This is a genomic window from Gluconobacter cerinus (genome assembly GCF_002723935.1).
GTDB lineage: Bacteria > Pseudomonadota > Alphaproteobacteria > Acetobacterales > Acetobacteraceae > Gluconobacter > Gluconobacter cerinus.
The window spans coordinates 64,089-84,097 of record NZ_BEWM01000002.1 but is presented as its reverse complement, the minus strand read 5'-3'; the positions used below and the strand labels follow the sequence as shown (position 1 = coordinate 84,097).

Here is a 20,009-nt window from a genome sequence, read left to right as displayed (position 1 = left end):
ACCTTAATGGGGGAGGATGTGCCTGCCTGATGCAAGAACTGGATCGGAAGCAGTGGTTCGGGATGTCTGGCACCCATGAAGGGCCGGGCATCGCAAACGGGCATCATCCGGTTAGGAAAGGAGACCGGGCAGCTGATAGCCACCAAGAAGTCACGCTCGAATTACCGGAGCGCACAAAGGGGTGTCAAGCCTCGTGCGTTCCGGGGTGGCACTTTGATATAAATCAGTTTTTCAGCATGGCATCTGCGGTGCGCAAGGACAGGGCCATAATGGTCAGGGCCGGATTGGCTGCCGTGGCACTGGGAAAGGTTGAATGATCACTGATCCAGAGGTTGTCGATATCAAAACTCTGGCCGTATGGGGTGACGACAGCAGAGCCGGACTCCGTCCCCATCCGTGCCGTTCCCATCATATGGGCTGCCCGATCAAGAAGACGTAGATCCTTGGCTCCGATGGCTTCCCACATGCGCGTTAACAGACGCGATGCATGAGCGTGCATTGCCAGTTCGTTCGGGCCGTAGCTGTGGGTAATGAGTGGCTTTGGCAGACCTAGAGCATCTTTTTCATCTGACAGAACGACCCGGTTTTCGGGGCTGGGCATGCAGTCACCATGGATCCCCATGCCGATACTGCGGTTGTACCCGGCTAATGTTCTTACGAGATCTGCTCCACGACGCTTTGACCCGCGTGCAATGTTGGAGGCCCAGGTGATCGGCATCATTCCGAGAGACTGGATCAGATAGCCCCCCGCAAAATCAGCATCTTTGGGGCGCATCATGTCTTCTGTGATTGTGAGGGACGGATAACCCCGGTTTGGGCGTACTTCCTCATCAATTTCTCCCCAGATCTGCGTCGAGATATGGGTCATGTAGTTTTCACCGACCTGTCCGGAGCTGTTTGCCAGTTCGTTGTGAAGCAGCAGTCTTGCCGTTTCGACAGCACCAGCAGACAGAACAAGGCGCTCACAGCGTTGGCGGACGTTTTCACCGTTTCGGGTATAGACGACGCCGGTGACGCGCCCAGCCTGGTTCGTCTCGATTGTATGGACGTGGCATCCAGAGCGAATTTCAGCACCATGCGCGACAGCAAGGGGAAGCCACGTATTGTCTGCGCCCGACTTGGCCCCGTTGCGGCAGCCCTGATGACATGCGCCGCAATTTGCACACGCTTTACGAGTTCCAAAATGAGGCTGGTTGAAATCGCGCGTAATGAGAGCCGTTGGTCCATCAGCATGACGAATACCAACGGCGTCGCAAGCTTCCCGCATCTTCATCGCAGCCGGATTGGCTGGTGGAGGGGCGTAGGCATAACGCCGGGTAGGATCCCATGGATAGTTGGATGGACCCGAGACACCAATGAAGGCTTCAACCTCTTCTATGTAGGGGAGGAGTTCTTCATAAGAAAAGGGCCAATCCACACTGCGGCCGGTTTCAGTATGAAGCCGAAAATCGCCAGCATGAGGGCGGGGTAGAAAAGCACCATAATGCAGCAGGGAGCCGCCCACGCCAGTGCCACTATTATTTCCACCGAAAGGTTGAGGATTGCGGCCACCAGACAGACGTTCATGCAGCCAGTAGATTTCGCGCGCCTCGATCTCGTCAGATGTATAACGGGAGGGTGAAAAGCTCGGGCCCGCTTCTAGGACCAGGACACTTTTTCCGGCCTGGGCCAGACGAGCGGCAAGAGGAGCGCCACCTGCGCCACTCCCGATGACAATGACGTCCAGAATCTCTGTTTCGGCATAGGTCTTCATGGAAAGGTCTTGTCTCTCGGTTTGGCTGAAGGGAATTTGGGTGAAGGTTCGAAGGATTCCCGCTCATTGGCATCAACAGTCTGAAACCCTTGGAACACACCATCCCCACCGTTGAGGTTGGCGGAAATTCCCAGCGCATCCTGAACACGAGCATCGGCGAGGAAGCATTCAATCGCGTCTGCCCGGAGATCGAATGACCACTTTTGCATCTGCTCAGGCGTCAGGCGGTTAGCCGCGTTTATGCCGTGGCGTCCTTCCGCGAGTTCGTCGAGCGTCTGACCAATCTCTGAAGCATTAAGCGCCGGGAACGGCATGCTGTGCTGAGCTTGGGCGAGATCATCCAGAGTCAGTAATGCCTGCTCCCATGCCGTGACGTCTGGAGGAAGTTCTGCAAACCGCCAGCCGTCGCGTGGTCCGGCAAGGGCGGTATCTATGCGGACGGCCAGATTAAGGGGACTGTTTCCCAGAATATCTTCCTGAGGAAGCAGAACCGGGAGGATGGCCTCAAGAACTGCAAAGGCTTTTGGGGAAAGGACGCGTGGCGCCTGTAACCGGTCGTCCTCAAGGCGCGTGACGAGAATGTCGCGCGTCCTTCCAGAAAGATGATCGGATGCAAGAAATTCGGGATAATCCGAGGGAAGGGGCATGACGGTGTCCTTTGCTCTTCTTTTCAAAGTCCCGGCATAGGGATAGTTCCTGACTCCCGTTTGGCCGCAAGATGCACTATCCTGTTTTTGTGATCCTGTCGTATGTCCGACGGAACGGGAATTTTATAGAGATCCATCCCTTGATCGGGATGTTTGTGCAAGTAAGGAGTGACGATGGCGGTCGAAATCCGGGTACCGGCGCTAGGGGAAAGCCTGACGACCGCAATCGTCGCGCGGTGGCTGAAGCAGTCTGGCGACTATGTTCAGCACGATGAAACAATTCTCGAACTTGAGACAGACAAGGTCAGCGTTGAGGTGACGGCCCCGTCCGCCGGGCGTCTTGAGAATTGCATCGCGGTTGGCACAGAGGTGGAAATAGGGGGGCTTCTGGGAGAAGTGGACGAAACGGCTGAAGCGCCGACTGTCGCTCCCGTTGCTCCTGTCGAAGCAGTAAAGCCTGAGCCTGTTTCCACGCCTGCCCCCGAACCTTTGCCTGCTGCTGCTCCGAAGCCGGAACCCGTTGCTGCACCGGCCAAAGCACCAATTCCTTCAGCGCAAAGGCAGGATGATGGTCGCGAGCGTCGTGTTCCCATGTCACGCCTTCGTCAGACTATCGCACGGAATCTAAAAGTAGCTCAGAATACGGCTGCCATTCTCACGACGTTCAATGAAATCGATATGTCAGCGGCAAAAGCCTTGCGGGCAGAATATCGTGATGAGTTTGAAAAAAAGCATGACGGTGCCCGGTTGGGCTTTATGTCATTTTTCGCCCGGGCTGTTGTTGGAGCGCTGAAGGATTACCCGGCACTTAATGCTCAGATCGAGGGCGACGAGATTGTCTATCGCGATTTCGTCAATCTGGGCATTGCTGTTGGCACGGAACGGGGGCTTGTTGTCCCGGTTCTGCATGAAGCCGATCAGATGAGCTTCGCCGAATTGGAGCGTCGGATTGCTGATTATGGAAAGCGTGCGAGAGTTGGGTCTCTCAAGCTTGATGAGCTTTCTTCTGGAACGTTTTCCATAACGAACGGAGGCATTTTCGGCTCACTTCTGTCCACGCCGATTCTGAATACTCCGCAATCGGGTATTCTGGGGATGCATGCCATTCAGGATCGACCCGTTGTGCGGGATGGTCAGATTGTTGTCAGACCGATGATGTATGTCGCACTTTCCTACGATCATCGAATTGTTGATGGTCGGGAAGCGGTCAGTTTTCTTGTTAGAGTGAAGCAGCTTGTTGAAGATCCAAGACGCCTGTTGCTCGACCTGTGACTTTTTGGGGAGATGGCGCGTTAAGGCGTCGCGTCTCCCGCTGAACGCTGGACGGTTCTGCCGATCCCCCGCGTTCATTGAACCATTATGAACCGAGGGTAATCCTGTCCATGCGGCCTGTTTCCACATTGTATCGCTCTGCCAGACTTTTTGTCGTGACAACCGCATTATGTGGTGGCGGTCCTTTGTTGTCGGCGTGCGCACATGCGGATCCAACTCCTCCGGCATCGAGTGCACCAGGTGGAGACGTTTCTGTTCCTCCGCCCGCCAGTAATCCCGTGACAGATGCTACGCCGGTGGTTCCTGCGGTTCAGATTCCGCCACTTCCTGTCGTCAGCAATGCAGAGGCCCACAAGGAAGCTGCGCGCCTCGTGAAAATGATGGCAAAGACCGTGAAGGGTTTTACGACTTATAAGCAGGACCGTCGGGAGGCTTTTGTTTCTCTTGCTCAGGCTGAAGTTGCAAAGGCCAATCAGCCTGTGTCACGGCCTCAACTGATTATGGTTGTGGATCGGAATGAGCGTATCCAACATCTTGATTTTGTTCTGGCGTTACCAGACGAACCTTGGGTATCGCTGGGAGGCACTCCTGTTTCAACAGGAACAACAGGCCGGAAATACTATTACATTACTCCGACAGGCGTTTTCCAAAATTCAGCCGACCGCTTGGGCTATCGCGCTGAAGGCACAAAAAACAAATATGGTATCCGCGGGATTGGTGCCAAAGGATCTCGTGTTTGGGATATGGGATGGCAGACGGCAATGAAGGGCTGGCTCCCAAAACATGAAACCGGGCAGATCCGGCTGGAAATTCACGCTACGGACCCACAGTTTCTCGAGTGGAGACTTGGTCACTCTGCGTCTGAAGGGTGTATCCGAATTCCAGCGACGATGAACCGCTTCATGGATCATTATGGTCTAATAGATGCGCTTTACGAACAGGCGGCCAGCTATGATCCACGCTTTGCGGCACTCCTGCCCAAGGACCGGGAGGCGACCCCGATCGCAGGAGATCTGGTTGTTGTAGTGGATTCCGGCCCATTGACGGAGCCGAAGATTGATCCCATCGCGGACAAGCGGCCGTTACCCTGATACATTCCAATACCAAAATGTTTCATAATATTTATGACAGATTTTGGTATTCCGTATGAAGTTTATATTACAGGATGGTAATTCCTGTTCTCAGCGCTGGGTAGTAACAGTAATGAGCGTTCTCTATTCCACGGGAGCGCGCAATTCCAATGATCAGTACCAGAAAAAAAATCGTCCTGCAGACAGGCGTTATGGCTGCGGCGATATTTTTTGGTTCAACGACCAACGCGGCAGAGCTCAAGCAGGCTGACACCGAAAAGGATGCATCCAAAGAAAAGCCGAAGATCGAAAAGCTCACAGTTCTTGGTCATGCTGCACGTATCGCTCCCGCAACGGTACCACTAGACATTACGCAGCCGACATCAAAAATTCAGTCGGGTTTTTTGGCAAATAATATTATTCCGCTCGCCAGCGTTGATGATATTATTCAATTCCAACCAAGCGTATTTTCTCAGAACCCGAATGGGCCGGGAATGGGAAAAGCTGAAACCATGAGTCTGCGTGGTTTTCAGGACGGCCAATATAATATGACATTCGACGGCATTCCTTTCGGAAATGCTTCCGATATGGGCCATACGACGTCCTCACTGTTTATCTCTCACTTTCTGGGGGAGGCGCAGATTGATCGTGGGCCTGGCACAGCGTCAACGATAGGAAATGCGACGTTCGGCGGAACCATGGGATTTACGTCTAAAAACCCAGCAGCACGGATGGGGACAACGCTTTATGGGACATACGGTAGTTTCAATACTCGCGCAGGTGGTATTGAATTCGATACAGGCAAAACCAGAATGGGCCGTGCTTTTATCGATATGCAGCACGAGGAAACCAATGGTTATCTGACCAATTCTTCTGAGCGTCGCAGCAACCTGATGTTCAAGGATGTTATCGATCTGGCGCCAGAAACAACACTTACGATTGAAACGACGTATAACAAGGAATGGCAGTACACGACCCAAGGCGCCACGCTGGACGATTATAAAAAATATGGAAAGAACTACGGGTTATGCAATGACCCGTCGAAGCAGTGTTATTATGGATATCAACCAAGCGTTTATACATCTGATTTTGATTATATCTCCCTTAAAACAAAGCTTCTGTCCTGGCTCACATTAGAAAATCAGATTTACACCAGTGGTTTTGAGCATGATTATTCTGAAAGCACAGACGCAAGTCAGGGTGATACCGCAGCAAACGGTGTGACATTTTATAATGCCGCCGGGAAAAAGGTGGCGACTTATAAAAACGATATTCCTGGAAAATATGCAGATGCAGCTTACCGGACATATGGCGATACCCTTCGTCTGAAGGGGCATACGTCTTACGGTGATATTCTTTTGGGGGTTTGGGCTGATGTTCAGAAAGATCGCCGCTACACATATGCCATTGATCTAAGCCAGAATTCTGTTCCGGTTCTTGGTAAAAATGGTTCAGCATATAGCTATGATATTTCAGACCTGAACACGACAATTCAACCTTATCTGGAGCTTAATTTTCATCCGTGGGCAGGAGCAACAATTAAGCCGGGTGTAAAATATTCCATATTCAAAAGAGATTATGATGCAGGCATTAATAAGGGGACAAAGCTCCCACTGAAAGACACGCAAAGCTATGGATCATGGCAGCCATCCATTGCGATTAATCAACGTATTATGAAAAACTGGAGTGCTTATGCTCAGGTCGCACGCGGCTTTCTCGCGCCACCACTGTCTGTTTTTCAGGTTAGTTCCGTTGGAAATGTAAAGCCTGAAACCACCATGAATTATCAGGTGGGATCGGTATATCATGGCCGCAACTGGATGCTTTCTCTGGATGGATATTACATCAATTTCTCGAATTATATTGCCTCTGCGCAGATTCAGGTTCCCAATATCGGTACGACATCGACATATGTGAATAGCGGTGGTGCAGTTTACCGAGGAATTGAACTCGAAGGGCAATATGTCATTGGTTACGGTTTTTCCCTTTATGGGAATTACAGCGTCAATGACGCAAAATATAAGCACAGCAATGTTCGCGTTGCTAAAAGTCCAAACGCTTTGGCGTCTTTCGGGCTGCTCTATGAGAGTGAGCACGGGCCCTATTTCTCAATCATGGGGAAATATGCCGGAACGCATTGGGGCTTGGACAGCACGACTGATGATGCAGACAATACGGTCTTCAAAAATCAGTACAAAATTGGAAGCACGGTGACGGCGGATCTCGCCATGGGCTGGCGCATTCATCATATTGGCTCATTTTTCAGTAACGTGACCCCAAGCATCAAAATTGCCAACCTGTTCAACAACCGCGCCATCAGCGACTTTGCGGGTAATCAGTCTTATGGCGATGCCCCACTGTTCTGGCGTATTGCTGGCCGGAGTGTGTTCTTTAACATGACTGCAACGATGCCATGATGCGGGGACTGTCTTCGCTTGCTATTCTGTTTGCCTTGGGGGGCTGTGCCTCTCAGGCGCAGCCAGATGTTCTCGAAAAAATCGTTTTTCTCGGCCGACACGGGATCCGCAGTCCGACACTTTCACCGCAGGAAATGCAGCATCGGACGGGTCATACCTGGCAGGTATGGTCTGTAGCGCCTGGAGAAATGACACAGCACGGTGCCGCAGCGTTGGCAGCGATGGTGCAGGCTGTTCAGAGAAACTATAGCGCAAGCGCTCTGTTTCAGGGCGCCAAGACGTGTCAGATCCTGGAGAAGGAGACTGTTGTCTGGGCTGATACGGCTGATCATCGGACGCGACAGACGGGGGACGTCTGGGCCAAAGAAATAGCCCCAGAATGCGCCATAAAGGCCCATTGGGCGACGACAGGTGTCGATCCGGTTTTTAATGCGCTTGGAAGTCAGGCCAGCCAGATTGATCGTGGAGTTTTGGAGCAAGAATTTGCAGCCGCCACGAAGACATTGTCTGAACCGGCCTCTCATAACGCTCTGAAAGCCGTTCAATCGCTCATGGCGCCGGATGCATGCTCGGAGAGTAATTCGTCGCCTCAATGCTTTTTAGGCGCGACGAAGATAGAGTGGAAAAAAGGAGCGCCACATCTTCAGGGCGGCTTCGTAACGGGAGGCATGGCTGCAGAAAGTCTGTTGCTGACTTATGCAGAAGGTTTGTCTCTGGCTGACTTCAAGGTGGCTGACAAAGATGCGCCGCACGTTCTGGAAGCTGTTATGCCCGCCCATGAAGCGGAAAATCATCTTCTGAGGCGTCTGCCCGAATATGCCCGCGCCAGAAACGGGGTGATGGCGGAGAGTATTCGTGCGTTTTTGTCTGATCGCCCAGTTCGGTCTATCCCCGGGATATCGTCTTCCACGAAGGTGCTTGTTCTGGCCGGCCACGATACCAATCTGGCTGCGATGATGGCCCTGTTCGGGCTCGACTGGTCTTTCCCCGATCAACCGGATTCTACGGCCCCAAATACCGTTCTGGCGTTCGAACGCTGGCGTCACGCAGATGGCTCACGGGATGTCAGGATCAGGGTTTTCCACCAGTCTCTGGCAGAGCTGCGTCAGGGGAGGGCGCCTGATATTGAGACGTCTGCCTTAACACTGTCCCCTTCGCGGCCCATTCTTTTTTCTACGCAGTGAAAAATAAAAAAAGCCCGGATGAGAACATCCAGGCTTTTTCGTAACTGATCCTGTTGGAAAGGCTTAGTGAGCCCAGCCTTCAGGAACCTTACCACCGTTCTTGGCCAGCTCGGCATAGACCTGCTTGATGAGCCAGACGTTCATCGTTGCTGAGTCATCCGTGCTGCCCGTGTAGTGCAGTTCGCCTGCAAGCTGCTTGCGTGATTCCAGGGAACTGTCGAGGCCGAGCAGCTTCAGAAGATCCACAATCGAGGTCTTGTAGTTCAGCGGCTGGCCAGCCTTGGATGCCAGATCCGAAAGAACGGCATCCACATCTACTGGTGCGGCTGGAGTTGCAGGCGTCGCTGGGGCTGCGGCAGCCGGAGCGCCAGCGGAAGCCTGTGCATCAGCCGTGCCGGAGGTTGGCGTGGCTGCTTCTGCATGCCCGAAAATCTTGGACATGATCGTGCTGAAAAGACCCATAGGAAATACTCCTGACGGTTTGAAAAAAGGTGTCGGGGTAGACAACGCCTACCCCATGTCACCTGTTCCGCTCAGTAACGATATTCTTCGTGCTTGAACGGACCGGCAACCGGAACGCCAATGTAATCAGCCTGCTTCGTGGACATCTTGGAGAGTTCGGCGCCGACCTTTGCGAGGTGCAGGGCAGCGACCTTTTCGTCCAGAGCCTTTGGCAGGGTGTAAACCTTCACCTCGTACTGGCCCGGCTTGGCGGTCCAGAGTTCGATCTGGGCCAGCGTCTGGTTGGTGAAGGAAGCGGACATCACGAAGGACGGGTGACCCGTGGCGTTGCCAAGGTTCACGAGACGGCCTTCGGAGAGCAGGATGATGCGGCGGCCTTCGGCCAGCTCGACTTCGTCAACCTGCGGCTTGATGTTGTTCCAGCGATAGTTGCGCAGGGCTTCAACCTGGATTTCGCTGTCGAAGTGACCGATGTTGCAGACGATCGCACGGTCCTTCATTTCGCGCATGTGGTCGATCGTGATGATGTCCACATTGCCCGTGCAGGTGACGAAGATGTCGCCGCGCGGGGCCGCGTTTTCCATGGTGACGACTTCATAGCCTTCCATGGCGGCCTGAAGGGCGCAGATCGGGTCGACTTCGGTCACGAGAACGCGGCAGCCTGCGTTACGCAGGGAAGCAGCGGAACCCTTGCCCACGTCGCCATAACCGGCAACCACGGCAACCTTGCCGGCCATCATGACGTCTGTGCCACGGCGGATAGCGTCCACCAGGCTCTCGCGGCAGCCATACAGGTTGTCGAACTTGGACTTCGTGACGCTGTCGTTCACGTTGATGGCCGGAACCTTCAGCGTGCCAGCCTTGGCCATCTGCCAGAGACGATGGACACCCGTCGTCGTTTCTTCGGACAGGCCGCGGACGTCCTTCAGGAGTTCCGGGAACTGCTCGTGCATCATGACCGTGAGGTCGCCGCCGTCATCGAGGATCATGTTCGGCGTCCAGCCGTCCGGACCCGTGATGGTCTGCTCGATGCACCAGTTGAATTCTTCTTCCGTCAGGCCCTTCCAGGCGAAGACGGGAATACCAGCTGCAGCGATGGCAGCTGCTGCGTGATCCTGCGTGGAGAAGATGTTGCAGGACGACCAGCGGACCGTTGCGCCGAGAGCCGTCAGCGTCTCGATCAGCACGGCGGTCTGGATGGTCATGTGGAGGCAGCCAGCGATACGGGCGCCCTTGAGCGGCTGGGTGTCCTTGTACTCTTCGCGGAGAGCCATCAGGCCGGGCATTTCGCCTTCAGCGATGGAAATTTCCTTGCGGCCCCAGTCTGCCAGGGAGATGTCGTGTACCTTGTAGTCCTGCGTGGTCATGATTGGCCCTTACTGCCCGTCTTGGATGGCAGCAGGTATAGAGATTTGGCGGAGCCACGCAAAGTGTGGCTCCGTCGCATCTGGTCTGTGTCAGTTCGGCTGTGCGGTGTCAGGCTTCGTCTTGACCGTCAGGTGAGACTGCTTCGTCCGCTTCAGATGGCTCTTGTATTCTGTCTTGCCTTGCTTGGACGTGTTGGACATGGCGTGTGGAGCCGCAGGAGCTGGCTGGTCCGGCTGTTCCGTAATGGTCCGGGGATTGGTCGGAAGGTGGTTCGCCGGCTGATCAATGGTGGAGTTCTGGGCCTTCTGCGCGGCGGTATTGGCCGTCTGCGTCTGGTCGTTGCTGGGGCTGCTGATGGCCTGCGCGAATGCTGTTGACGAGACCGCAGGGGCAGCCATCAGAACAGCGGTGGCAAGCAGGGAAGCTTTGAGGCGAATGGACATGATTATATTTCCTTTGATGGTGAAGAGCTGGCTCTTCCAGGAATAATCTGTTAACTCCCGGCCAGCGTAACAGTTGCCATAAAGAGCATATTGCGTCTGCTGTGCGGCCATGTCAGAGAACGGCAGATCACCCTCTGTCGTGCTGTTGAGTGCCGACGAAGGTCCAGAATACCCCCTGAAGAACAGGAGGATGCCGTGTCAGAGAACTCCACCTACAATTTTCCTTTCACGGTGATCGATCCTGCGTATCAGGAGACGGGGAAGCCTGCGTTCGCGAACGGGCTGGTCTGGGCTGTTCATGCTGTACCCGGACAAGACCTGCGACCTTTGGGTCAGGAAGAGGTTGAAGACCTTCTGACGCCGGGCCATGAACTAACGTCCCAGGGTTGGTTCTGGCTTCATTTCGATACGGTCCACAGCTCCGCACGGTCTTTCGTCGCGCATTTACCCGATTTGCCTGAAGATGTGTGCGGGATGCTGGCAGAAACGGAATACGGGATCGCACTTGAAGCGGCCGATGATCTGATCTGGGGCGCGCTACCTGCTTTTGATGATGCCTTGTCTGAAGATGACCGGGAGATCTGTGCATGGCGCTTTGCAATGCGACCCGATCTTCTGATTACAACCCGGCGCAATCCGATCCCGGTTCTTGGAGCCGCTTACCGGTCTTTGAAAGCCGACCATATTCCTCCGACGCCGGCAGGAATTATTGATCGTGCCCTTCGGGAGTTCACAGGGACAGTGCGGCGTCAGCTCGGCCAGCTTGATGACGACCTGGATCGCGCGGAAGATGCTCTTCTACTGATCGAGCATCGTTCCGATCTGGGTCATCTGGGTGGTATTGTTGGTAAAGTGCGGCGTCGGGCGACGGAGCTGCGTCGTGTTGTGACCCCAATTGATCGCGTGCTGAAAGACGAAGATCTGGATCTTCCGGATTGGGCAGAGGATGAACTCCGGGATCGGGCAGAGCGCCAGGTGCATGCAGCCTTGGACGACCTTATCGCGCTTCAAGATCGTGCCCGGTCTTTGCAGGACGAACTGGGGTCAAATCAGGCGGAAGAAACCAACCGACGGCTTTATATCGTGTCGGTCGGCACAACCTTGATGCTTCCTGCTACGTTCGTAACGGGATTCTTCGGAATGAATACCGGCGGAATGTTTCTGGCTCAGGGAGCCTGGGGGACCATTGAAGCTGGTTTTGTCTGCTTCGTTTTCATGAGTGTGACGTTTCTGTTCATGAAATTCGCACGTCTTCTCTAAAAGCTTGGCAGGTTAGAAGCCGTAGAAATTTCGTTGGATAAGGCCTTGGCCTAATCACCGGAGCGGTTAGTCTACGTTCTGTTACGAAAAGATACGGTTATTTTGACTGTGCTTGATGATGGAGAGTGGACAGTGATAGCGCTTTTTCAAAAGACCATTGCTCTTGGTGTCGTGGGTATCAGTCTGGCTGCATGTTCACCCGAAGCGTATACGCCCGAAAAAGCGATCGCAGCGGCAGCGGCAGACCCGACGGGCGTTGTTGGAAAATTCGAGATGACTGTCCAGCGCGTCGGGCGGCAGAATAATATGGTCTATCTGGATTCCGCTGATAACTATCGGGATCCGAAGACGCTTATCATCGCCATTCACGAAAGCACGGTAAACGACCTGCTACAGGGAACATCCCAGACCGCAGAGCAATATTTCATGCATCGTCATGTTCAGGCTTCAGGTCTGGCCAAAAGGGTTTTAATCGGCCGGCTAAAGGCAGATGGCACGATTGGCAGCACTTACTACCAGACACAGGTGTTTATTGGTGGCGTTGAAGACATAAAGATCCTGCCTTCAGATTAAATGCCGAATGCCCGGACGCTCTGAAAACAGCTCTATCGGGTGTCGTTTTGAATGGGGAGGCAGATTAGCTCTTCCCGATGGGGTCAAGGGTTACTCACGCGTTGAGACCCCGTTTGGAGCGATACTCGGCCCAGAAACAACATGTCTTTGGTTGTGCTGTCGACTGTTTCTTGGAGCGCTTCGCTTGTTTGAAGCTTGCTGCCAACAGGAATGATAATTTTCAGGGGGCGCTCTAAGACGGCAGAGACGTTCCTCTGTTGCAGCGTTCAGGTATTCCAGACTGATAACAATCTGATGTCACGGCGGAAACCGGACTGGGTCTCACGCAGGGCTGGCCTGCGATATGACATGGAATTTCCAGATAGGCTGGTTTTTTCTCGCGTAGAGCTGCTCGGAGAACGTGATCTATTTGCCCCGGGGCTGTTTCAGCCGAAGTGAGTTTCTCTGCGGCTACGGTGATGCGGCCGATTATGGCAATCTGACTGGGTAAAACGCGATCCGCCCCTTCGTCATTTGTGTTTGATATTCCTGAAATCAGGATGACAGGCAGGCTTTCAGCGTAGGCTTCGCCTATGACGTTCAGGGCGGAAGTTGCTCCAACCCCGAGCGTCATGATCGCCGCAGCTGCACCATTAACACGGGCATAGCCTTCTGCGGACAAGCTGCAATTCAGCTCATTGCAGCTGTAAATCTGCTTCATGCCGCCATGAGCCAGCATTTGATCCAGCAAAACGAGATTGTCGTCGCCCGTCACTGCGAAATGGTGCTTCAGCCCAATCTGGGTAAGGCGTTCAGCAAGATAGTGCCCGACGGTGAAGGTCATGGTGCACGCGCCTCGGGGACGAGGTCAGTTATTTGCCTGTTGCGGGCAGGTTTGGTGCCGGTGGGTTTGCCGTCGGCGGGGTAGCGTTACCGAGGGTTGGTACGCCATGGGGTTGCTGTGCCGCATATTTTTCGAAGGCTTCCTGCGTGCCGATATAGGCGCAGTCGCAGATGTCACGGTCTGCGTAGATATAGCGCAGGCCTTCTGGTGTGGTGCGGGTCAGGAAGACATGCTGGGGCATGAGTTGAAGTTCGGCCCGGCGGGACGGGGAATTGGCCGGATGCCTGACAAACCCTGCTGAAGCGAGTTGCTGCTCCTGCGGGCTCAGAGGTTCGGACACGCAGCCTGCAAGGCTGAATGCTGCGAGGAAAAGGGCGGCTGGTACGGAGAGGGGAGAAGAGAGTTTAAGCATAGCAAAGATCCTAACTGTCTGGGCGGTGTGGGGTTCCATTGCATGCGAAGTGTGGCCTGCACGAGATAGGTTGAGGAGGGCGTTTACAACGCGTCTTTAGGCAGGTGGATCATCTGACCTGTTCTGGCGGACTGATAGAGCGCTTCCATCAGTTTCTGATCTCGCAGCCCCTCTTCGCCAGACGTTCGGGGAGGCTGGTTCTGGAGAATGCATTCGGCAAAATGGTCGATTTCCAGAGTAAACTGGTTCTCGGCCGGGATGTGCCATTCGCTGACGATTTTATGGTCACCCTGACGTCGTCCAATGCGCAGGCGATGCCCCGTATAGGCAAATGCGTTTTCCAAAGAAATCCATCCTTTTTCCAGGTGGATGCGCAGGTCTTTGCTTTCGTGTGCACCGTAGCTGGTGGCGCAGTTGGCAATTACACCGGACGGGAAGCGGAGCATGAATGAAAATGTTTCGTCCAAATTTTTGTAGCGTGGATCATCAGGAGGGCTGACCATCTGTGCGAACAGACTTTCAGGCTCTTCTCCAAGCACAGAGCGTGTCCCGTTGAGACAATAGAGACCGATATCCGGAAGGGCTCCTCCGCCAGCGAGTTCGGGTTTGAGGCGCCATTGATCGGCGTTTCCCTGCATCTGGGTATTGATGGCTTCTACAAGTTTGGGTCGTCCCAATTCGCCGCTTTGAACCAGTTTTCTGACAAGCTGATTGAAGGGTTCATACTGGCAGCGATAGGCAACCATGAGCTTAACGCCTGCAGCATGGCAGGCTTCAATCATGCGTTTGGCGTCTGCGCTTGAGTTGGCCATGGGTTTCTCGCACAGGACGTGTTTGCCCGCGGCGGCAAGTGCTTCCACTTGACCGGCATGCAATGCGTTGGGGGTTACGACATACACGGCCTGAATGTCGGGCCTGTCTGCCAGTTTGTGAATTTCATCATAGGTGAAAAGTGAATCTTCCCCGATCCCGTAAGCATGTCCTGCGGATCTGGCTTTTTCCCTGCGACCGGAAATGAGCGCTACAGGTTTGGCCAGCCGACCTTGAAGGAAGGCAGGAAGAATTTCCCCGAGGGTCAGCCGTCCCAGTCCCATGACTGCGAACCCGATACGCTCGGATGGTGGGAGAACGTGTGGAGGCTGTGCTTCAGGAACGTCAGCGTCTCCGCGCCAGTTTCCAAAAGTAATCTGACCCTGTTTGACTGTTCCCGTATCCAATTCGGAGGGGAGAAGATGTTTGAGGTCAGAGGACGGTGTTTGAGGCATTGTCGCAGCTTTCCCTGAGAGGTTTTCAGGAAAAGCAACGCAGGTTCAGGCATGAAAGGTCTGGAAATCAACTGCCTTCACGACAATCGTGAATTCCGTGTCCTGATGTGTCAGCTGGGTCGTCTGACATGAACTCGGACGGGAGGCTGATCATCGTTTCGAATAAACGAAATTTCGGCTTCGTGTCGTGCGGGGAGCCGTCCGATCTGTTCAATATTCTGGATGTTGCCAGCGAGGGGAAGAGGCGTTTCTCCCAAGGACCACAGAAACCCTGTGCCGGGTTTGATGGGCGGAAGTACTTTCCCGGTGGCTACATCAATCAGGCTGGCAGATTGAGGGGTTAGAAGAGTGGACAGGCCACGCATGAAGTCTTCCGTCATGGGGAGAAAGCGCTCCCAGTTTTTTGGAATAGAGGCGTCGGTGGTGATCTCGCCCTTTCCCGGTACGGGGGCGCTTTTCAGAAATTTGTCGTGCCCTTTTAACTGAAAAAATAGCAGCCCGTTTTCAGCATCATGGGCTTCAAATACGGGCAGCGGGCGGGGCATTGAAACGCGCTTGGTAAACGTAATGTCACAAGGAAGGTTGAGGGGAAGCGCAATCAGGGCCGACATGCCAGGATAGACGCCAGGCTGGAAGGGAGTCGGAGAAAAATAGTCGCTGATCGGGTCATGATCCAGAACGCGGCTGTGCCAGTCCATGAACCACAACTGGGTTTTGGGAAAAGTCTGGCTCATTTTTTCTCCATATCAGTAACTGCAAGGGCCAGGCATTTCTTCATAACGCCTGGCAATGCTGCGCGTGTTGTTGACCGAAACGCGCCAAAGGATGGGTCGATCCCTGCATTATGTCCCGCAGGGAGGGTCTTTGCGTAAACCATGAGCTTAAGTGTGAAATGGGTAAAGACATGAGTGACGTCTCCCCGTAAAGACCATGGCCCAAGTGTCGGGGCATGGTGCATGGCATCAGCTTCAGTCCAGGGGGCCTCGTGCCACTCTGTCCCCGGAAATTCGTCCATGCCGCCGAGAAGACCTTTTTCAGGCCGGGTTCTCATCAAAACCCTTTCGCTTGTATCCAGAAGGATAAAGTGCACGCCGTAACGCGTGGGACGTGCCTGTTTGGGCGCTTTGCGAGGAAGTGTGGACGCTATTCCTCTGGCATGGCCAAGGCAGGATGGACGCCAGGGGCATGTCAGACAAGATGGGTTGCGGGGTGTGCAGATTGTGGCCCCAAGATCGAACAGGGCTTGGGCAAAGTCTGATGGATGATCCTGTGCTTCTGCGGACTGGTTGAGGAGCGCTGCCTGTTTGGCCAAAAGCAGGCGCGAGGCGGGGAGAGGGTTTTCTATGGCAAAAAGGCGTGATGTCACGCGCTCGACATTTCCATCGACCGGTACGACGGGGCGGCCGAAGGCAATTGCGGCGATGGCGCGCGCGGTATAAGCGCCGATGCCTGGAAGCTTCAGGAGGTCTTCGACTGTGTCCGGGAATTGCCCGAGTTCTGCAACGCGTTTGGCGCAGGCGTGGAGATTACGAGCGCGGGCGTAGTAGCCGAGCCCGGCCCAAAGATAGAGAACGTCTTCCTGTGGGGCTGCGGCCAGATCCTGCACGGTCGGGTAATGCGTGAGAAAGCGTTCGTAATAGGCTATGACAGCCTTTACGGTCGTCTGCTGAAGCATGATTTCGCTCAGCCAGACGGCATAGGGGTTAGGCCGCTGCCCCGGGAGGCTGCGCCAGGGAAGGGTGCGGCGGTGAGTGTCGTACCAGCGGAGCAGGTCGGAAGCATCAGGAGTCACGGAGAGGGATATGACGAAGGATCACGGTCCGGACAAGAACCTTCGTGGTCGGGCAGCGGGAATGGACCAAAAGCCCGCATGGATTCCCAAGCGTGGAGGAGCGCGGCAGATCGGCGCTCTGGTGCCGGGAATTACCAAGTCGGCGTTCAAGAAGAAGTCTCCGCTTTTGGTTCGGCTTTCCATGGACTGGGAAGATTTTATTGGTCCACGTCTGTCTCGTGTGACCGAGCCGCGCCGACTGTCGGCAGGGTCTCTGACGCTGGCGTGTTCGGGGCCGATTGCCATGGAATTGCAGCATCTCGCACCTCAGATCATTGAACGGATCAATACAGCCTGTGGTCTGCGGGGCGAGCATCTCATTCTTCGGTTGAAGATTGTTCAGGACATGACAGCATTTGAGAGGCCCAAGCCACCAAGGCCCAAGCCCGTTCAGGTTGATGTTCCTGAGATTGAGGATGACGAGTTGCGGGATGCCCTGCAACGCCTTGGTGGCCATATCGGAGCACGGGGTGGCCGCAGGCGTCGGTGACAGAAGTGTTTCACGTGAAACGACTTGTTTCATGCCCTGAAAGAGCCCTTTTCAGGGACCAGAGTTCTGACGATATGGAAAGTTGAAAAGCGGCTATTTCCAAGGAGACAAGCCATGAACATCACGAAAAAATCTGCTGGAGCCTTGGTGCTGGCCGCATTGATTGGTTCTGCACCGTTCTCGGCCATGGCGCAGCGTGGCGGCGGTCCGGGCGGTGGTGGCGGTGGCTTCCATGGTGGAGGTGGAGGCCGCGGTGGTCCCGGAGGTGGCGGGATGGGCGGATTTCGTGGTGGTGGCGGTTACGGTGGTGGCCCAGGAGGTGGATTCCGTGGCGGGCCTGGCATGGGTGGCTTCCGCGGTGGTCCGGGTGGTGGTTACGGCTATCGTGGAGGCCCCGGTTGGGGCTTCCGTCCTGGCTATGGTGGCTGGGGCGGTGGATGGGGTGGCCCGCGCTTCGTAGGTTGGGGCACGCCCGGTTGGGGTGGATGGAATGGCTGGGGCGGCCCGGGTTGGTTCGGTTACGGCTGGGGTACGCCGGGCTGGGGCGGCGGCTGGGGCTGGGGCGGCTGGGGCGTTGGTGCTGCCCTTGGTGTCGCAGCCGGCATGGCGATCGAAGGTGCGGCCAATTCCTATCCCGGCGGATACTACCCTGGTGGATATCAGGGGGGTGTTCCTGCTGGCGGGTATGCCGTTCCGCAGGGATATTATGGAGCGCCAGCTTATTACGGTGGTGTCCCGCCTTATACCTGGGGGTACTGAGGCGGGAGTATAAGGGCGCGGCCTTTTCGTCAGTCAGTGACGAAATCGGCGGCGCGGTATCCCTGAGCGAATAGATGTGCACGCAGACCTGAAAAATTGATCTGCGTGCCAATCACCTTCTTCACGTTCGGTTTTGCGTGGAAGGCTAGGCCTAGCCCGGCGCTGGCCAGCATTGGAATATCGTTCGCACCGTCACCGGTTGTGAGCGCAGCACGAAGCTGAACACCCCGCTCAGTTGTCAGGGCTTCCAGATGAGTCAGCTTTGCATCGGGCCCCAGAACCGGGCCGCCTAGCTTTCCGGTCATCTTGCCATCGGTGATTTCAAGAATGTTTCCGTAATTTTCGTCGAAGCCACATAGCTCTGCCACACGTTGTGTGAACCATGTGAAGCCACCTGACACCAGAGCCGTGCGTGCGTTGTGCTTGCGCATGGTCTGCACGAGCTCTTTTGCGCCATCCGTCAGGGTTACATTCTGCCAGACATCTTCCAGAACAGATGCTGATTTTCCTGCGAGCAGAGCAACGCGTTGTTCAATGGACGTTTCGAAGTCGATCTCTCCATTCATGGAGGCTCGGGTGATGGCTGCAACCTGCTCGCCTACACCAAGAGCTGCCGCCATTTCATCCAGCGTTTCTCCCGTCACGATAGTGCTGTCCATGTCTGCAACGAGAACAGCTTTGCGGCGGCCACGGGTTTTTAGCAGCAGTGTGTCGACCTGATAGGGGGCCAGCGTTGCGCGGATTGTTGCGGCGCTTGCGGCGCCGGGCCCAGGTGTAGGGCATGGAATATCGACGGCTTCCCCTTCAGACAGAACGATAGGGGCTTTGCCTTTCACCAGAGAGCGGGCGACGTCGATGGCTTCTGGTTTGAGGGGGCCAGCCTTGCGGTCGGCAATGAGTGTCAGAACGGAAGGAAGGGACATAAGCTCTCGTAACGATCCAGCGCGTGTGGCAGGAACAGGGGAATGAACGCCCCAAAGACAGCAATCATTGTGGCTGGCCCGACGTGCTCCGGCAAGTCTGCTCTGGCTCTTGATCTTGCGCGGACCTTCAATGGAACAGTGATCAATGCTGATTCCATGCAGGTTTACCGCGATCTTCATATTCTCACAGCGCGCCCCGATGCCGCGGATGAGGCGACTGTTCCGCACCGGCTGTATGGCGTTCTGGATGCAGCGACGCCGGGAAGTGTGGCCTGGTGGCGCGAGCAGGCTCTGACCGAAATGGATGCGGCCTGGAGGGCTGGGCGTCTGCCAATTCTGTGTGGCGGTACGGGCATGTATCTCCGCGCTCTTACAGATGGTCTCGTGGAAGTGCCTGACCCGGGGGATAGTGCGCGACAGGAAGCCCGAACACTGGCGCAGGACATTGGCCCGGCAGCTCTGCATGAGAAGCTGTTGGAGGTAGACCCGGAAACTGCCTCCAAGCTGCGCCCGAATGATACGCAGCGTATCTCCAGAGCATGGGAAGTCTGGCGTGGGACGGGGCATGGTCTTGTCTGGTGGCGGGCTCAACCCGGTCTGCCAGCGGCTCCCTGCCGATTTGTTTCTGTTCTTCTTGATCCGCCACGGGAGGAATTGCGGGCGTCTCTTGATGCCCGCTTCAGCCAGATGCTGGAGGCGGGGGCACTGGATGAAGTGCGTCAACTTGTTGCACGGGGTCTGGATTCTGTATTGCCAGCCATGCGCGCGCATGGGGTTCCTGAGCTTGCTGCGGTGTTGCAGGGTGACGTGACGATCGAGGCTGCGCGACAGGCTGCTGTTCTGGCGACCGGACGATATACGCGCCGACAGGCGACGTGGTTTCGGCATCATGCCTTGGGATTAGATGGCAATTCGATGGTTTCGTTTCGTAGATACACCCCATTTGCGCAAGAATCGAAAACAGAACACGAAAAAATTGAGAATTTTATATCTGAGCGAGTTGACGAATCCTACAGAACTGTCCTAAATCCCGCGCCTCATACCCCTTAGGAGGATA

At 55.1% G+C, this 20,009-nt stretch carries 19 protein-coding genes and 1 pseudogene; 9 read left to right on the top strand and 11 right to left on the bottom strand.

All coding sequences use genetic code 11. The features are described 5' to 3' along the window. Positions 1-223 precede the first annotated feature (223 nt). Both GCE01_RS04385 and GCE01_RS04380 read right to left on the bottom strand, forming a co-directional pair. Positions 224-1,753, bottom strand: a complete 1,530-nt coding sequence (locus GCE01_RS04385; RefSeq protein ID WP_099211268.1) for a GMC family oxidoreductase — start codon at positions 1,751-1,753, stop codon at positions 224-226. Continuing rightward, positions 1,750-2,400, bottom strand: coding sequence for a gluconate 2-dehydrogenase subunit 3 family protein (locus GCE01_RS04380; RefSeq protein WP_244591083.1), 651 nt, complete (start codon positions 2,398-2,400; stop codon positions 1,750-1,752). Before GCE01_RS04380 ends, GCE01_RS04385 begins: the two co-directional genes overlap by 4 nt. A gap of 174 nt (positions 2,401-2,574) precedes the next feature. Between GCE01_RS04380 and sucB the strand changes: the two genes are divergently transcribed. From sucB to GCE01_RS04360, 4 genes are all read left to right on the top strand, one after another. Then, positions 2,575-3,672 (top strand): dihydrolipoyllysine-residue succinyltransferase, encoded by a 1,098-nt coding sequence (gene sucB / locus GCE01_RS04375; protein ID WP_099211264.1) that lies wholly within the window; start codon positions 2,575-2,577, stop codon positions 3,670-3,672. A 110-nt stretch (positions 3,673-3,782) separates the two neighbouring features. Continuing rightward, complete coding sequence (locus GCE01_RS04370; RefSeq protein ID WP_099211262.1) at positions 3,783-4,763, top strand: L,D-transpeptidase; 981 nt, start codon at positions 3,783-3,785, stop codon at positions 4,761-4,763. A gap of 149 nt (positions 4,764-4,912) precedes the next feature. After that, positions 4,913-7,159, top strand: a complete 2,247-nt coding sequence (locus GCE01_RS04365; protein ID WP_099211260.1) for a TonB-dependent receptor — start codon at positions 4,913-4,915, stop codon at positions 7,157-7,159. Next, a complete protein-coding gene (locus GCE01_RS04360) occupies positions 7,156-8,343 on the top strand; it encodes a histidine-type phosphatase (RefSeq protein ID WP_099211258.1) in 1,188 nt (395 codons plus the stop codon). Before GCE01_RS04365 ends, GCE01_RS04360 begins: the two co-directional genes overlap by 4 nt. A gap of 63 nt (positions 8,344-8,406) precedes the next feature. Here GCE01_RS04360 and GCE01_RS04355 read toward each other — a convergent pair whose 3' ends face one another. From GCE01_RS04355 to GCE01_RS04345, 3 genes are all read right to left on the bottom strand, one after another. After that, a complete protein-coding gene (locus GCE01_RS04355) occupies positions 8,407-8,805 on the bottom strand; it encodes a DUF3597 domain-containing protein (RefSeq protein WP_099211256.1) in 399 nt (132 codons plus the stop codon). A gap of 71 nt (positions 8,806-8,876) precedes the next feature. After that, entirely contained in the window at positions 8,877-10,172 is a 1,296-nt protein-coding gene (gene ahcY, locus GCE01_RS04350; RefSeq protein WP_099211254.1) for an adenosylhomocysteinase, read from the bottom strand. 90 nt (positions 10,173-10,262) lie between these two features. Continuing rightward, a complete protein-coding gene (locus tag GCE01_RS04345) occupies positions 10,263-10,616 on the bottom strand; it encodes a hypothetical protein (RefSeq protein ID WP_099211936.1) in 354 nt (117 codons plus the stop codon). A gap of 195 nt (positions 10,617-10,811) precedes the next feature. Here GCE01_RS04345 and GCE01_RS04340 point away from each other — a divergent pair, with 195 nt between their 5' ends. Next, positions 10,812-11,876: a transporter gene (locus GCE01_RS04340; RefSeq protein WP_086634723.1), complete on the top strand. Its 1,065-nt coding sequence runs from the start codon at positions 10,812-10,814 to the stop codon at positions 11,874-11,876. 132 nt (positions 11,877-12,008) lie between these two features. Then, a complete protein-coding gene (locus GCE01_RS04335) occupies positions 12,009-12,449 on the top strand; it encodes a hypothetical protein (protein WP_167386113.1) in 441 nt (146 codons plus the stop codon). A gap of 289 nt (positions 12,450-12,738) precedes the next feature. Here GCE01_RS04335 and GCE01_RS04330 read toward each other — a convergent pair. From GCE01_RS04330 to mutY, 5 genes and pseudogenes are all read right to left on the bottom strand, one after another. After that, positions 12,739-13,272 (bottom strand): annotated as a pseudogene (locus GCE01_RS04330) (thiamine pyrophosphate-binding protein); the annotation flags it as partial. 28 nt (positions 13,273-13,300) lie between these two features. Then, positions 13,301-13,684 (bottom strand): hypothetical protein, encoded by a 384-nt coding sequence (locus tag GCE01_RS04325; protein WP_233126259.1) that lies wholly within the window; start codon positions 13,682-13,684, stop codon positions 13,301-13,303. 83 nt (positions 13,685-13,767) lie between these two features. Beyond that, on the bottom strand, positions 13,768-14,949 hold the full coding sequence (locus GCE01_RS04320; protein ID WP_099211247.1) for a Gfo/Idh/MocA family protein: 1,182 nt from the start codon (positions 14,947-14,949) through the stop codon (positions 13,768-13,770). Between the two features lie 110 nt (positions 14,950-15,059). Next, positions 15,060-15,683, bottom strand: a complete 624-nt coding sequence (locus GCE01_RS04315) for a hypothetical protein (protein ID WP_099211245.1) — start codon at positions 15,681-15,683, stop codon at positions 15,060-15,062. Next, a complete protein-coding gene (gene mutY, locus GCE01_RS04310; protein ID WP_099211243.1) occupies positions 15,680-16,741 on the bottom strand; it encodes an A/G-specific adenine glycosylase in 1,062 nt (353 codons plus the stop codon). Before mutY ends, GCE01_RS04315 begins: the two co-directional genes overlap by 4 nt. A 10-nt stretch (positions 16,742-16,751) precedes the next feature. Here mutY and GCE01_RS04305 point away from each other — a divergent pair, with 10 nt between their 5' ends. Together GCE01_RS04305 and GCE01_RS16995 are read left to right on the top strand one after the other, a co-directional pair. Then, complete coding sequence (locus GCE01_RS04305; RefSeq protein WP_099211241.1) at positions 16,752-17,270, top strand: DciA family protein; 519 nt, start codon at positions 16,752-16,754, stop codon at positions 17,268-17,270. A 114-nt stretch (positions 17,271-17,384) separates the two neighbouring features. Beyond that, positions 17,385-18,029, top strand: coding sequence for a hypothetical protein (locus GCE01_RS16995; protein WP_099211239.1), 645 nt, complete (start codon positions 17,385-17,387; stop codon positions 18,027-18,029). A 29-nt stretch (positions 18,030-18,058) separates the two neighbouring features. On the opposite strand, the gene serB is transcribed toward GCE01_RS16995, so the two are convergent. Further along, a complete protein-coding gene (gene serB, locus GCE01_RS04295; RefSeq protein WP_099211237.1) occupies positions 18,059-18,952 on the bottom strand; it encodes a phosphoserine phosphatase SerB in 894 nt (297 codons plus the stop codon). A gap of 42 nt (positions 18,953-18,994) precedes the next feature. Here serB and miaA point away from each other — a divergent pair, with 42 nt between their 5' ends. Then, positions 18,995-20,002, top strand: coding sequence for a tRNA (adenosine(37)-N6)-dimethylallyltransferase MiaA (gene miaA / locus GCE01_RS04290; protein ID WP_099211235.1), 1,008 nt, complete (start codon positions 18,995-18,997; stop codon positions 20,000-20,002). Positions 20,003-20,009: the final 7 nt, after the last annotated feature.